Raw genomic sequence first — 13,126 nt, forward strand, 5'->3', positions numbered from 1 at the left:
TTGCGTTTTGGCGATGCAGGTCATATGATCCCCTCTCCCAACCCCAGCCGGTAGAATCTGGGATATGGCTCGTATCCTCCTCGTCGAGGACGACCAAGCCGACCTTCTGCTCATCCGGCAGCACCTCGAGGGGCTGGAGGCCGAGTGGCATTCTGTCGGGGATTTGCAGGCGCTCAAGAGAGCCTTGGAGAAAGGCCCTTACGACGTGATGCTCCTCAGCCTCGGGCCCAGACCGGAGGACGGGCTTGAGGAGTTGCGCGTCATGAGGGCCTACGCCCCGGACACTCCGCTCGTCATGCTGGTGCCCCCCCGGCTCGAGCCCTTGGCGATGGCGGTCGCCAAACCGGACCTGGACGAGTTCGTGGTCAAGAGGAAGGGGAAGCTCCCCGGCCTGCGGGCCGCGGTGGAGAAAGCCCTCGAGCGCAAACACCGGCGGGATCTCTTCGAGGCCGTGCCGGTGGGGCTCTACCGCTCAACCCCGGAGGGGCGCATCCTCGAGGCCAACCCCGCCCTGTGTGCCATGCTGGGCTACAGCCGGGAGGAGCTCTTGGGCCTGGACGCTCGGGCGCTGTACCTGGAAGCGGAGGAGCGCGAAGCAGCCGTAGCCCACCTCGAGACCACCCCCTTGGTCGTGGCCCAGCGCCTCCGTCTGCAGCGCAAGGACGGGGAGGTCCTCTGGGTGGAGGAGCACGCCCACGCGGTGCGGGATAGCCAGGGCCAGGTGCTCTACCTCGAAGGCAGCCTGGTGGACATCAGCGAGCGCACCCGGTTGGAGGAGCGCTTCCGCGCCCTGGTGGAGAACACCTCCGACCTCATCTACCTGATGGACGAAAACGGCGCCATGCTCTACGCCAGTCCCAACGTGCGGCAGGTGCTGGGCTACGACCCCCAGGGCTACCTGCGCGAGCGACTGAGCGTGCTTTCCTTCGTCCACCCCGAAGACCGCCCCTACGCCGAGGCCAGCCTGGAGGACCTCGTGCGCCACCCCGGCCAGACGCGGGAGTACCGCCTACGCATCCTCGACGCTTCCGGAGAGGTGCGCCACGCGCGCGTCTGGGGCCGCAACCTCCTGCACGACCCGGCGGTGCGGGGCATCGTGCTCAACGTGCGCGACGTGACCGAGGAGGACCGGCTCCGGCTTTCGCTCGAGCGGGAGCGTAGCCGCTTCAAGGCCATCGTGGAGGCGCTTTCGGGAGTGGTGTTCCAGGTGGCGCTCCTGCCGGGGCAGCCCGGCCGCCCGGTCTACGTCAGCCCCCAGGCCCAGACCGTGCTGGGGCACTCCCCCGAGGCCCTCCTCGAGAATCCCGCCCTGTGGTGGGGCAACGTCCACCCCGAGGACCAAGCCAGCCTGCCCAAAGACGCCGGCGCCCCCGGCGAGGTGCGGGTGCTGCGCTACCGCTATCGCCACGGCCAAAGCGGGGCGTGGGTCTGGATCCAGGAGCACCGGGTGGCCGACCCGGAGGGCCAGTTCCTCACCGGCTACGCCTACGACGCCACGAAAGAACTCGAGGCCCAGCGGGCCCTGGCCGAGCAGGAGGCCCTCTTCCGCACCCTCTCCGAGACCGCCCCCGCCCTGATCCTGCTGTGGCAGGAGGAGCAGCTGGTCTTCGCCAACCGCGAGGCCGAGCGAACCACGGGCTATTCGCTGGAGGAACTCAAAAGCCGCCCCATCTGGGAGTTCGTGCACCCCCTCGACCGGGAGATGGTCCGAGCGCGCGGCCAGGCCCGGCTGCGGGGTGAGGCCGTGGAGAGCCGCTACCGCTTCCGCATCCGAACCAAAAGCGGCGAGACGCGCTGGCTGGACTACTCGGCGGCCCGTGTGGACTTCGGGGGCCGCCCGGCGGTCCTGGGGGTGGGCTTCGACGTCACCGAGGCTCAGGAGCATCAGCTCGACCTCGAGGCCGTGGTCCGGCTCGCCGAAGCCCTGCGCCGCTCCGACGAGCTCAAGGTGATGCTCGTGGCCGCCCTGGACGAGACCCTGGCCCTCCTGGACACCCCCGTGGGCAGCGTGCTGCTCTACGACCCCGAGAGCCACTCCCTGGAGGAGGTGGCCAGCCGGGGCTGGCTGGCCCCCATCCCCACCCCCCCCGTCGTCCAGGAGGAGAGTCTCACCGGCTGGGTCCTGCTGCACGGGGTGCCCTACGTCAGCCGCGAGTTCGCCGCCGACCCCAAGCTGCGCCCGGCCATCCGCCACCTGGTGCCCCCAGGCTGGGGCGGCGTGGTGCTGCCCCTGCGGGCGGGAAGCTGGCGCGTCGGGGCGCTCACGCTGGCCGTGGCCCACCCTCGCGAGCTCAGTGCGCGCGAGCTGAAGCGCTTGGAGCTCATCGGCGAGGCCATCGGCAACGCGGTGCGCAGGGCCTCGCTGCGGCGGAAGCTCGAGGCGCGCGTGGGTCAGCTCGAGGCCCTGCGCGCCATCGACCAGGCCATCAGCGCCAGCCTGGACCTGCGCCTGGCCCTCGAGGTTTTCTGCGAGCAGCTCATGCGCCTGCCCCTGGACGCGGTCTCGCTGCTGCTGTACCGCAAGGAAAGCCGCATGCTCGAGACGATCGAGACCCGCGGTTTCCGCTCCCCTCCCTCGGAGGTGCGCCGCCTTAGCGTCCCGCTGGGCCAGGGGCACACGGGCCGTGCCGCTTTGGAGCGGCGTCCGGTGGGGGTGGACGACCTCACCCGCGACCCCGGCTTCGCCCCCGAGTTCACGTTGCGCGAGGGCTTCGTGGCCATGCGGGCTTTGCCTCTGCTGGCCAAGGGGGAGCTTTTGGGGGTGCTGGTGGCCTTCACCCGCCGTCCCTGGGACCTCTCGAGCGAGGAGGAGGAGTTTCTGGAGGCGCTGGCCACGCAAGGGAGCATCGCCATCGAGAACAGCCGCCTCTTCGAGGGCTTGCAGCGGGCCAAGCTTGAGCTGGAGCTGGCCTACGACCTCACCCTTCTGGGCTGGGCCCAGGCGGTGGAGATGCGCGACCAGGAGACCGCCGGGCACACCCAGCGCGTCACCGAGCTGACGCTGAAGCTGGCGAGGCAAATGGGACTGCCGGAGGAGGACCTCGAGCACCTGCGCCGCGGGGCCATCCTGCACGACGTGGGCAAGCTGGGCGTCCCCGACGCCGTGCTGCTCAAGCCGGGGTCGCTCAGCGAGGAGGAGTGGGCGCTCATGCGCAAGCACCCCACCCTCGCCCACCAGTGGCTCTCCGGCATCCCCTTCCTGCGCAAGGCCCTGGCCATCCCCTATGCCCACCATGAGCGCTGGGACGGCTCGGGCTACCCGCGGGGGCTCAAGGGTGAGGCCATCCCCCTGGAAGCCCGCATCTTCGCGGTGATCGACGTCTACGACGCCCTCACCTCCGACCGTCCCTACCGCCCGGCCTGGCCGAGGGAAAAGGCCCTGGAGTACATCCGTGAGCAAAGCGGGAAGCAGTTCGACCCTGAGGTGGTGGCGGCCTTCCTCGAGCTCATGCACGCCGAGGACTCCTCGGCGCGGTGAGCCCTCCTACACCTTGCGCTTGATGCCCGAGAGGGCCTCGAGCAAATCCCCTTCCCTGAAGGGTTTGGGGATGTGTCCCAAACGGGCGCTGCGTACCCAAAGCCCCCTGGGAGGGTCTTCAGATATCGCCCAGATGGGCACGAAGCGGCCATCGGACGAAGCTCGCAGTTGCCGGACCCGCTCGGCCAGGTCGCGCACCTGGAGGATCACCGCCTGGGGCTTGTGGTGCTCGAGCATGCGCCGAGCGGAGTCGGGGTCGTGGGGCATGACCACCCGGTAGCGCGAGCGCTCGAGGGTCACCAGCAGCAGGCGGCGCACCAAGGAGGACTCGGCCACCACCAGGATCAAGGGGTCGGCGGGACGCACTTCGGCCTCACCCAGCAAGCCCCGGCTTTGCAGTTCGTAGAGCAGGTGGTAGACCTGGGTTTCCGGCAGGTCGGACTCCAGCGCGATGGAGCGGGCGCGTTTGAGCCCGTCCACCAGCTCGAGCACGCTCCAGGCTTCGGCGGAGAGGGCGTGGCGGGTGGGGTCGCTAACGACGCGCAGCACCGCCTCCGGCTTCACCTTGCCCCGCCGCCACTCGTCCAGCCGACGGGCCGCCTCGAAGAGCACGGCGCTGGTGTCGAGCATCTCCGGCAGGAGCACCTGCGAGGCATTGTCGCTCACGGCCTCGGCGATGATGTCCCCCGTGCGCTGGGCCAGCAGCGTGGCCAGGGCTTCCATCACCTGGGCATTCAGCGCCTCGCGCAAATCCGCGGGCTCGAGCCAGCCCAGCCGCAAGGCGAGCTGCCCCAAGGGGGTGCCGGGGTTTTCCCGCTCCTGCCGCAGCACGAGTTCCTGGGTCTGCTCGAGGGTCAAAAACTCCAGGCGCACCAGGTACTCCCCCAGGTGCGGCCCTGGCTCGGTGGAGGCGTACAGCAACTGCCCCTCCCGCAGGTGTACCCGGCCCATCACCTCCTCGCAGCGCACCGTGACCACCGCGTTGGCTCGGTTGGCCTCGAGGGAACGCAACAGGTCGCTGAGTTCGATTTCGCCGATTCGTGCCCGGATCACACTGGTCCTTATGCTACACGGCAGCGTGGCGTAGCACGGGGGAAGGTGAACATAGGGTCAATGGTCGATAGCCGAACGCCGGGCGCAGGTCGTACGTCCTACGCCGTACGCAAAACGCCCTTTCTTTACCCCCCTTAACAAGGGGGGCAGGGGGGATATTCCCTCCCGCCAGCGGGGCGGGGTTCCACCACGAGCCACCAGCCTTTCGCTGGCCGCTTACGGCTTAAAACCTCACTCGAACAAGCGCTGCTCGGGCAGGGGGTAGCCCAGGTGCTTGTAGGCCCGCTCGGTAGCTACACGGCCCCGGAAGGTGCGCTTGATGAGGCCCAGTTGGATCAGGAAGGGCTCGTGTACCTCCTCGAGCGTCTGGGCATCTTCGGAGATGGCCGTGGCCAGGGTCTCCAGGCCCACCGGCCCACCGGCGAAGCGCTCGATGAGGGTGCTCAGGATGAAGCGGTCGCGGGAGTCCAGGCCCAGAGGGTCCAGGCCCAGCGCGTCCAAGGCGGCTTTGGTGCGCTCGAGGCCAATACTACGCTCCCCGCTCACCTCGGCGAAGTCGCGCACCCGGCGGAAGAGGCGCTTGGCGATGCGCATGGTCCCCCGGCTGCGGTGTCCGATCTCCAGCGCGGCCTCGGGGGCGAGTTCCAGGCCCAGCAGGCGGGCGTCGCGGGCCACCCCCTCGGCCAGCTCGGCCTCGGTGTAGAACTCGAGGTGCTCGATGATGCCGAAACGACTGCGCAGGGGACCGGAGATTAACCCCTGGCGGGTGGTGGCCCCGATGAGGGTGAAGCGCGGCAAATCCAGGCGCAGGGTACGGGCCGCCGGGCCCTGCCCGATGACGATGTCGATCTTGAAGTCCTCCATCGCCGGGTAGAGGTGCTCCTCGGCGGAGCGCGAGAGACGGTGAATCTCGTCGATGAAAAGGATATCGCCTTCCTCGAGGCTGTTGGTCAGGATGGCTGCGAGGTCGCCGGGCTTCTCGATGGCCGGGCCGCTGGTCACACGGATGTTCACCCCCAGCTCGTAGGCGATGACGTGGGCCAAGGTGGTCTTGCCCAGCCCCGGCGGGCCGAACAACAGCATGTGGTCGAGGGCTTCCCCCCGGTTCCTGGCGGCCTCGAGGTAAACCCACAGCTTCTTCTTGAGCTTACCCTGACCGACATAATCCTCCAGCCGCTTAGGCCGCAGGGTCAGATCGCTTTCCACGACACCCATCATATCTTGTTCAGTATATTACGTTTATAGCGAAATTGGGGATGGGCATTCGGATGGAATGGCTGATGCGTCGATAACCATGGGGTCGTACGTCATACGTCCTACGGCGTAGGCAAAACGCCCAACGCCTAATGCCTTTTCTCTAACCCCTTACCCCTTACGCCCTGCCCTCCCACTCGGCCAGGAATTGCTCGACGTAGCGCTCCATGAAGGCGTGGCGCTCTTGGGCGATGGCGCGGGCCGAAGCGGTGTGCAAGCGATCCTTGAGCAGGAAGAGCTTCTCGTAGAAGTGCATCAGGCTGCTCGAGTTCGACGTCTTGTAGTGCTCGAACGAGCCGTGCAGGATGGGCTCTTCCCCAGGGTCATAGATCGGTCGTCCTCTGGCTGCGCCATAGGCGAAGGTGCGGGCGATGGCGATCGCGCCAATGGCGTCCAGCCGGTCGGCGTCCTGCACGATTTTTCCCTCGAGGCTGGGCATCTCGTCGGGCACCCCAGCCCCCTTGAAGCTCACCCGCCGACAGATCTCCTCGACCCGCTCGATGACCTCGCCCTCCACTCCGATTTCCTCGAGCCAGCCGCGCAACGTGCCGTGGGGGCGCTCGAGCTTCCAGTCCTCCACGTCGTGGCCCAGGGCGGCCAGTTCGACCAAGTACACCTCGGCCCCCTCCGCCAGCGCCAATCGCCGGGCCATCTGCCACACCCGCCACACATGCCACCAATCGTGCCCGCCAGGGTCGGCGGCGAAATCCTCCTGCACGCGGCAGGCCAGCGCCCGAACATGAGCATGCTCTTCCATCAGGCGCCAGCATAAAGCCTGGGAAAACACTAAGCTGAGGGAAGATGAAAGGAGGCGGCTCATGTACTCACGCATCCTCATGCCCACCGACGGCAGCCCTGCCAGCCAAAGCGCTCTGGGTTATGGCCTCGAGCTCGCCCGCTGGCTGGGCAGCGAAGTGACCTTCCTCTACGCCCTGCCCCAGGTCAACCTCATCCCCACCGCCCTCGGCGACCTGATCTTCCCTCCCGACCTCGACCGCCAGAAAGCCACCAAGCAGGTGCTGAACCAAGCGCAGAGGATGGCCGCCGAAGCCGGGATCGAAGCGGCCCTGGAAGGCGTGCCGGGCTACCCCGTGCCCAGCATCCTCGAGGCGGCCCGCTCTCACGACCTCATCGTGATGAGCCCCCACGGCGTGGGTGGAGGCGAGCGCTGGCCCATGGGTCTGGTGACCCAGGAGGTCTTGCGGCACAGCCCCATCCCGGTGCTCCTGGTGCGCCAGGCCCGCCAGGCTGCCCCGATCCCCCCCAGGTCGCTCCTGCTGCCCACCGACACCAGCGAGCCCAGCCAGCAAGCCGTGCGGCACGGGCTCAAGCTGGCCCAGCGCTTCGGCGCGAGGGTCACCTTCCTCAGCGTGCTGCAGAACCCCAGCACCCTCATCCCCATGCCGCCCGCCTTCGTCCCCCGCGACGTGCCTCCCGAGCAGGCCGAAGTCCTGCGCCAGAGCTACGACCACGGCCTCGAGGCCCTGATGAAGCAGGCCCAGGCCGCGGGCGTCGAGGCTCACAGCGAACTCCTGCGCCGCGACGACGTGGCCGACACCATCATCGAAGCCGCCCAGGACCACGACTGGCTCGTCATGGGCACCCACGGGCGCGGTTGGCTGGGCCGCTTGCTGATCGGCTCGGTAGCCCAGAAAGTCGCCAACCACGCTCCCAAGCCGGTGCTGGTGGTGCCGAACCGCCCCCAAAGCCGCCCGGCGTGAGAGGCGTCGAGGGTCCAGGGTCGAGGGTCGAGGGCCAAGGCGTCTTGCATCTTGCGTACGACGTACGACCCGCATCAGACGTACGACCCGCGCCCGGCTATCCGCCATCAGCGTCCGACATTCCGCATCCCCCGTTTGACGTTCCGCCTCCGGCGTTCCACAATACCCCCGTGTTGCGTTTCAGCGCCGAAGGGGTGCGCCTCGACCAGGCGGTGGCCCAGGAAGCCCAGACCAGCCGGGCCAAAGCCCAGGAGTGGATCGCCGCCGGGCTGGTGCGGGTGGGCGGCAAGCCCATCACCAAGGCGGGCTACAAGCTCAAGGGCGAAACGGTCGAACTCGAGCCCCCGCCCCCCGAACCCACCACCATCGAGCCGGAAGAGGTCGAGCTCGAGGTGCTCTACGAGGACGCCGACCTCGTGGTGGTCAACAAGCCCGCCGGGATGATCACCCACCCGGCCCCCGGCGTGGTCTCGGGCACTCTGGTCAACGCCATCCTGGGCCGCTACGGCCTGCGGGCTGCCGAGGGCGAGAAGCCCGAGCTGGTGCGCCCCGGCATCGTCCACCGCCTCGACAAGGACACCAGCGGCGTCATCGTGGTCGCCCGCCACGAGGCCGCCCACCGCCGCCTGGCCGAGGCCTTCCGGGGCCGCAGCGTCTTCAAGCGCTACGTCGCCATCACCGTGGGCGTCCCTAAGGAGGGCGTGCTCATCGCCCCCATTGGCCGCCACCCGGTAGACCGCACCCGCATGAGCGTGGGCGGCATCGCCGCCCGCTACGCCGAGACCGACTTCGCGGTGCTGCAAACCGCCGGGGTCTTCGCCCTCGTGGACGCCCGCCCCCACACAGGCCGCACCCACCAGATCCGCGTTCACCTCAAGCACCTCCACGCCCCCATCCTGGGCGACGAGGTCTACGGCAAGCCCAGCCCCCACATCGCCCGCCACGCCCTCCACGCCTACGAATTGCGGCTTCCCCATCCGAGGACGGGGAAGCTGCTGGAGTTCCAGGCCCCTATCCCCGGAGACATGGCCCAGGCCTGGGAGGCTTTGGGGGGCGGCGACCTCGAGGCCGCCTTAAGCGCGGGTTAGGTTTGTTTCTCATCCGAACACTTTGTTTCGTGTCCAAACGCTTTGCGAAATGCTTAGCCTCAACAGGCTAATCAAGCAAAGGTATCGCCCCCGGAAGTTTCCGGGGGCGATATTGCAAGCCGACATTTACCATGTGGCTGGATCTGTGCTGCTTTTATCTGAGGCCTGTTCTTTAATCAATCCGTTATAAATTGTCCAATAGGTTTTAGTGGCAGCCTGTACCTGTATTCCATATCCACCGTTACCATCATTCACTATGAAACAGCTGTTAGCCTCAACAGGAGCAGGATACGTAGAGCTTAGACCTTCGCCTTGCAGTGCCCCACCATCTGCCGCCGAACATTCGGCATGGGAACCTGCAACGTTACCCCCCGTCAACTTGGCCACACTATTTAAGGGATTTGACAGGTATGACTCCACATACCCGGCTACTTGACGTGCAAAAGTCTGGGCACCCGAATTCTGTGCTCTTTTGCGTGCTGTTGTAACAGGCAGGATGAGCACAGCAGCGAGCGTTGCAATTACGGCGATCACTATCAGCAACTCAATTAGGGTGAACCCGCCGTGTTTTCTCATGGCCTTGCCTCTTTAGGAAAGCACGGCCCCAGTGGGGCCGTGCTTCTGGTGGAGTTTTACCAGGTCGCGGGATCCTGGGTGCTCACATCTGAAGCCTGCTTCTTAAAGGTACCATTGTAGAGAGTCCAGTAAGTTTGAGTAACAGACCGAACCTGAATACCATAACCACCATTACCATCGTTAGTTACCTTACAGCTGAGGACAGAGGTCGGGTAGGTGGTAGCCAAGCCCTCACCAGTGAGTTGAGGAGTGGTGTTACATTCGCCGCTGGCATCACCCGCTGCCCCACCACCAGTAATGTCACTCACTTTATTGGTGGGTTGAGCGGCCAGGTAAGACTCTACATTGGTGGCGACCTGACGGGCGTAGCTCTGGGCAGAGCTGTCATTGGCACGCTTACGGGCACCGATCACATTGGGGATGAGCACGGCGGCCAGGATGGCGATGATTGCGATGACGATCAGGAGCTCGATCAGGGTGAAGCCTTTGGCGTTGCGCATGTTCTTCCTTCCTTCTCCCGGCCAAACTGATATATGGGTATTGGCGCGGGACTTCCAGTAGTGCAGCTAGAGAGCCTATTGCCGATTTGCCGACGTTTGGTATTGGGTTGTGCCCAATCCAAGGGTGATGCTAACAAGGGGTGTGGGCGCTCGCAAGGTCAAATGAACAAGTTATAAGATTCCGCTGTGCTAGCGTAGCGCTTCATGGTCTTTGCTTAACTCGTTTAATGCGACACAAACGCAATTGGGCGTTACGGAAATATCATTAAGCCCCAGGGCTGTACTCCCGCCAGTAAGCCTTTAACCGGGTGGGCCTGGCTGGGGTATGGAGGCTTTAGACTGGGCGCATGGCGGGAATTACACGGGCCTTGCAGCCTCTTACCTTCAATGAATACCTGACCCTGGAGGAAAAAGCCCGGCGCAAGCATGAGCTGGTAGACGGCGTTCTGTATGCCATGGCCGGGGCTACTCGGAACCACAACCTCATCACGGTGAACCTGGCAACCCTTTTGCGGCCCGCCGCACGAGAAAAGGGGTGCCGCCTCTTCGCCTCGGATATGAAGCTCCGCGTAGGCGAAAGGACGGCTTATTACCCGGACCTGATGCTGGTCTGCGGTCCTTCGCCGAAGAGCCCCTTATACGAGGATAGCCCCTGCCTGGTGGTGGAGATCCTCTCTGCTTCCACAGAACGACAGGATCGGGGTGAGAAGCGCCTGGCCTACCAGGGGCTTTCTACCTTGCAGGCTTACCTGCTGGTAGACGCGCGCCGGAGGCGGGTGGAGGGATATTACAGGCAGAACGAGCAGTGGCTTTACCAGGATATTCAGGGAGCAGGTGAATTCGAAGTGCCCTGCTTAGGGCTCTCCCTCAGCCTGGACGCGGTGTATGAAGGAACCGACGTGCCCAGTATTGACAACCCCAACGACCACGGCTAACATAGCGGTTGCTGTTCGGGGCTGTGGCGCAGCTGGGAGCGCGTCTGAATGGCATTCAGAAGGTCAGGGGTTCGAATCCCCTCAGCTCCACCAAGAAGACTCCGGCCATGCGCCGGGGTTTTTCTTTTGGGCTTGATATATGAAGCAGCAGCCGCTATAGTTGATCGTTGGCTGGGCTAAAAGCCCACGGCTTGCCATTGCCAAGCCTGCGCGGAGGAAGCTTAATGTTCGCAATCATCGAGACCGGAGGAAAACAATACCGGGCCGAACCCGGCGCGAAGCTGCGCGTGGAGAAGCTCGAGGCCGAAGCGGGTCAGACCGTCGAGTTCGATGCCCTCTTGCTGGGCGGGGAAAAGACCGTGGTAGGCAACCCCACCGTGCCCGGCGCCAAAGTGGTGGCCGAGGTGGTGGGTCACGGCAAAGGCCGCAAAATCCTGGTGATGAAGTTCAAGGCCAAGGTGCAGTACCGCCGCAAGCGGGGCCACCGCCAGCCTTACACCGAGATCGTGGTCAAGGAGATCCGCGCGTAAGAGCCCATAGCCGGTGGTCGATAGCCCATAGCCAGAAACTGCTATCAGCTATTGGCTATCCGCTATAGGCGCTCCGAAGGAGCTTGTTATGGCACACAAGAAAGGTCTGGGTTCGACTAAGAACGGGCGCGACTCCCAAGCTAAGCGCCTGGGCGTGAAGAAGTTCGGCGGCGAGGTGGTGCGGGCGGGCAACGTGCTGGTGCGCCAGCGCGGCACCAAGTTCCGCGCCGGAGCGGGCGTGGGCATGGGCCGTGACTACACCCTCTTCGCCCTGGTGGATGGGGTGGTGGAGTTCGCGGACAAAGGCCGCATGGGGCGCTTCGTTTCGGTAAAGCCCGCTGAAGCTGGACGGGCCTGAAGCCCCCGAAGGCCGAAAGCTGAAGGCCCTGCCTTTAGCCTTCGGCCTCTGATTTTTGCGTATACGACGCAGAACCTAAGGATAGTCTGTAGCCATGTTCAGGGATACGCTCGAGATCACCGTCATAGCCGGGCGCGGAGGCGACGGGGCCATCAGCTTCTGGCGCGAGAAGTACATTGCCAAGGGCGGGCCCGACGGGGGCGACGGGGGCGACGGGGGCTCGGTCATCCTGCGGGCGCTGGGGCAGGTGGACTCCCTTTCCACCCTCTCCAAGCGCATCTACCGCGCCGAGGACGGCGAACACGGCCTGGGCAAGGGCATGGACGGGCGTGGAGGGCGCGACCTGGTGGTGGAGGTGCCGCGGGGGACGCGGGTCTTCGATGCACAGACCGGCGAGCTGCTGGCCGATCTGGTCGAGGAAGGCCAGAGCGTGGTGGTAGCCCAGGGCGGGCAGGGTGGGCGGGGCAACCGCCACTTCGTCACCCCCACGCGGCAGGCGCCCCGCTTCGCCGAAGGGGGGCTGCCCGGTGAGAAGCGGCGGCTGCGGCTGGAGTTGATGCTGCTGGCCGACGTGGGCCTGGTGGGCTATCCCAACGCGGGCAAGAGCAGCCTGCTGGCCGACCTCACCGCGGCCTCGCCCAAGATAGCCGCCTACCCCTTCACCACCCTGGCTCCCAACCTCGGCGTCATCGAGCGGGGTGAGGGCGAGCGCATCACCATGGCCGACATCCCTGGCATCATCGAGGGAGCCAGCCAGGGCAGGGGACTGGGGCTGGATTTCCTGCGCCACATCGGACGCACCCGCGTGCTGCTGTACGTGCTCGACGGCAGCGACAAGCCCGTGGAAACCCTGCGCACGCTGCAAGGGGAACTGCGGGCTTATGACCCCGAGCTTCTGAAGCGACCTTCGCTGGTCGCGCTCAACAAGATCGACCTGCTCACCCCCGAGGAGGTTGGCAGGCTCGAGGCCGAACTCGCCGGCTTCGGCTTGCCGGTGCTGGCCATCTCGGCACTGAGCGGGGAGGGCCTCGAGCCGCTGGTAGATGCCCTCTTCGCCTTGGTGCAGGCCGCGCCCAGGCCTGCCCTTCAGACCCCCGCGCCCCCTCCCCCGCCCGACACCGGCATCCAGGTCGAGGAGGTCGAGGAGGGGGTCTTCGAGGTCAGGGCCCCGCAGCTCGAGCGCCAGCTCTCGCGCATGAAGGGCGAGGTGAGCGAGATGGCGGGGTACTTGCAGGATTTGTTCAGGCGCTATCGTGTAGAATCGGCGCTCGAGGCCCGCGGTGTCCGCGCGGGCGACACCGTAAGGCTGGCCGGGGTGGAGTTCGAGTACATCCCGGAGGTGTGAGCGTAAAGCGTATGGCACATAGCGTATTGCGTATGGCTCGTGGTCAAGAGCTTGTTCTAGCCACGAATCACAGGCTGCAAGCTTTTGGCATACGACGTATGACGTACGACCCCTACCGTTCGGCGTTTGGCGTTTAGCCTTCGGCGTCAGACTTATGCGCATCGGCATCTTCGGCGGCAGCTTCGATCCCATCCACCTGGGGCACCTGCTGGCGGCCTCGGAGTCGGCGGCGGCGCTGGGGCTCGAGCGGGTGCTCTTCGTCACGGCGGCCCGCCCACCCCACAAGAC

General features: G+C 65.8%; 13 protein-coding genes and 1 tRNA gene. 9 read left to right on the plus strand and 5 right to left on the minus strand.

All coding sequences use genetic code 11. The annotated features are described in order from the left end of the window. Window positions 1–64: 64 nt before the first annotated feature. Window positions 65–3,478, plus strand: coding sequence for a PAS domain S-box protein (locus Mrose_RS09975; RefSeq protein WP_119277863.1), 3,414 nt, complete (start codon window positions 65–67; stop codon window positions 3,476–3,478). Between the two features lie 6 nt (window positions 3,479–3,484). On the opposite strand, the gene Mrose_RS09980 is transcribed toward Mrose_RS09975, so the two are convergent. From Mrose_RS09980 to Mrose_RS09990, 3 genes are all read right to left on the minus strand, one after another. Then, the gene (locus Mrose_RS09980) at window positions 3,485–4,531 is read right to left on the minus strand and encodes a response regulator (protein WP_119277865.1); all 1,047 of its coding nucleotides are present in this window, start codon (window positions 4,529–4,531) and stop codon (window positions 3,485–3,487) included. 231 nt (window positions 4,532–4,762) lie between these two features. Beyond that, complete coding sequence (gene ruvB / locus Mrose_RS09985; protein WP_119277867.1) at window positions 4,763–5,749, minus strand: Holliday junction branch migration DNA helicase RuvB; 987 nt, start codon at window positions 5,747–5,749, stop codon at window positions 4,763–4,765. Between the two features lie 154 nt (window positions 5,750–5,903). Next, a complete protein-coding gene (locus Mrose_RS09990) occupies window positions 5,904–6,542 on the minus strand; it encodes an HD domain-containing protein (RefSeq protein ID WP_119277868.1) in 639 nt (212 codons plus the stop codon). A gap of 61 nt (window positions 6,543–6,603) precedes the next feature. Between Mrose_RS09990 and Mrose_RS09995 the strand changes: the two genes are divergently transcribed. Continuing rightward, window positions 6,604–7,506: a universal stress protein gene (locus Mrose_RS09995; RefSeq protein WP_119277870.1), complete on the plus strand. Its 903-nt coding sequence runs from the start codon at window positions 6,604–6,606 to the stop codon at window positions 7,504–7,506. 170 nt (window positions 7,507–7,676) lie between these two features. Next, the gene (locus Mrose_RS10000) at window positions 7,677–8,594 is read left to right on the plus strand and encodes an RluA family pseudouridine synthase (RefSeq protein WP_119277872.1); all 918 of its coding nucleotides are present in this window, start codon (window positions 7,677–7,679) and stop codon (window positions 8,592–8,594) included. Between the two features lie 126 nt (window positions 8,595–8,720). Here Mrose_RS10000 and Mrose_RS10005 read toward each other — a convergent pair whose 3' ends face one another. Then, window positions 8,721–9,170 carry a prepilin-type N-terminal cleavage/methylation domain-containing protein gene (locus tag Mrose_RS10005; protein WP_119277874.1) on the minus strand — a complete coding sequence of 150 codons (450 nt, stop codon included), beginning with the start codon at window positions 9,168–9,170 and terminating at the stop codon, window positions 8,721–8,723. A 56-nt stretch (window positions 9,171–9,226) separates the two neighbouring features. Then, entirely contained in the window at window positions 9,227–9,670 is a 444-nt protein-coding gene (locus Mrose_RS19790) for a prepilin-type N-terminal cleavage/methylation domain-containing protein (RefSeq protein WP_119277876.1), read from the minus strand. Window positions 9,671–10,017: 347 nt separating this feature from the next. On the opposite strand from Mrose_RS19790, the gene Mrose_RS10015 reads away from it, so the two are divergent. From Mrose_RS10015 to Mrose_RS10040, 6 genes are all read left to right on the plus strand, one after another. Next, a complete protein-coding gene (locus Mrose_RS10015; protein WP_119277878.1) occupies window positions 10,018–10,605 on the plus strand; it encodes a Uma2 family endonuclease in 588 nt (195 codons plus the stop codon). Window positions 10,606–10,622: 17 nt separating this feature from the next. Then, a tRNA-Ala gene (locus Mrose_RS10020) sits at window positions 10,623–10,698 on the plus strand. A gap of 131 nt (window positions 10,699–10,829) precedes the next feature. Next, window positions 10,830–11,135 (plus strand): 50S ribosomal protein L21, encoded by a 306-nt coding sequence (gene rplU / locus Mrose_RS10025; protein WP_119277880.1) that lies wholly within the window; start codon window positions 10,830–10,832, stop codon window positions 11,133–11,135. Window positions 11,136–11,223: 88 nt separating this feature from the next. Next, window positions 11,224–11,493: a 50S ribosomal protein L27 gene (gene rpmA / locus Mrose_RS10030; protein ID WP_119277882.1), complete on the plus strand. Its 270-nt coding sequence runs from the start codon at window positions 11,224–11,226 to the stop codon at window positions 11,491–11,493. Window positions 11,494–11,587: 94 nt separating this feature from the next. Beyond that, entirely contained in the window at window positions 11,588–12,838 is a 1,251-nt protein-coding gene (gene obgE / locus Mrose_RS10035) for a GTPase ObgE (RefSeq protein WP_119277884.1), read from the plus strand. A 154-nt stretch (window positions 12,839–12,992) separates the two neighbouring features. After that, window positions 12,993–13,126 (plus strand): adenylyltransferase/cytidyltransferase family protein (locus Mrose_RS10040; protein WP_147371611.1); only part of this gene is annotated, 134 nt, incomplete at its 3' end.

Source organism: Calidithermus roseus (assembly GCF_003574095.1).
In the GTDB taxonomy this organism is placed as follows: Bacteria; Deinococcota; Deinococci; order Deinococcales; family Thermaceae; genus Calidithermus; species Calidithermus roseus.

Coding starts and splice junctions, on each gene's coding strand:
- Mrose_RS09975 (WP_119277863.1), top strand. CDS start 65: ATGGCTCGTATCCTCCTCGTCGAGGACGACCAAGCCGACCTTCTGCTC.
- ruvB (WP_119277867.1), bottom strand. CDS start 5,749: ATGATGGGTGTCGTGGAAAGCGATCTGACCCTGCGGCCTAAGCGGCTG.
- Mrose_RS09990 (WP_119277868.1), bottom strand. CDS start 6,542: ATGGAAGAGCATGCTCATGTTCGGGCGCTGGCCTGCCGCGTGCAGGAG.
- Mrose_RS09995 (WP_119277870.1), top strand. CDS start 6,604: ATGTACTCACGCATCCTCATGCCCACCGACGGCAGCCCTGCCAGCCAA.
- Mrose_RS10005 (WP_119277874.1), bottom strand. CDS start 9,170: ATGAGAAAACACGGCGGGTTCACCCTAATTGAGTTGCTGATAGTGATC.
- Mrose_RS19790 (WP_119277876.1), bottom strand. CDS start 9,670: ATGCGCAACGCCAAAGGCTTCACCCTGATCGAGCTCCTGATCGTCATC.
- Mrose_RS10015 (WP_119277878.1), top strand. CDS start 10,018: ATGGCGGGAATTACACGGGCCTTGCAGCCTCTTACCTTCAATGAATAC.
- rplU (WP_119277880.1), top strand. CDS start 10,830: ATGTTCGCAATCATCGAGACCGGAGGAAAACAATACCGGGCCGAACCC.
- rpmA (WP_119277882.1), top strand. CDS start 11,224: ATGGCACACAAGAAAGGTCTGGGTTCGACTAAGAACGGGCGCGACTCC.
- obgE (WP_119277884.1), top strand. CDS start 11,588: ATGTTCAGGGATACGCTCGAGATCACCGTCATAGCCGGGCGCGGAGGC.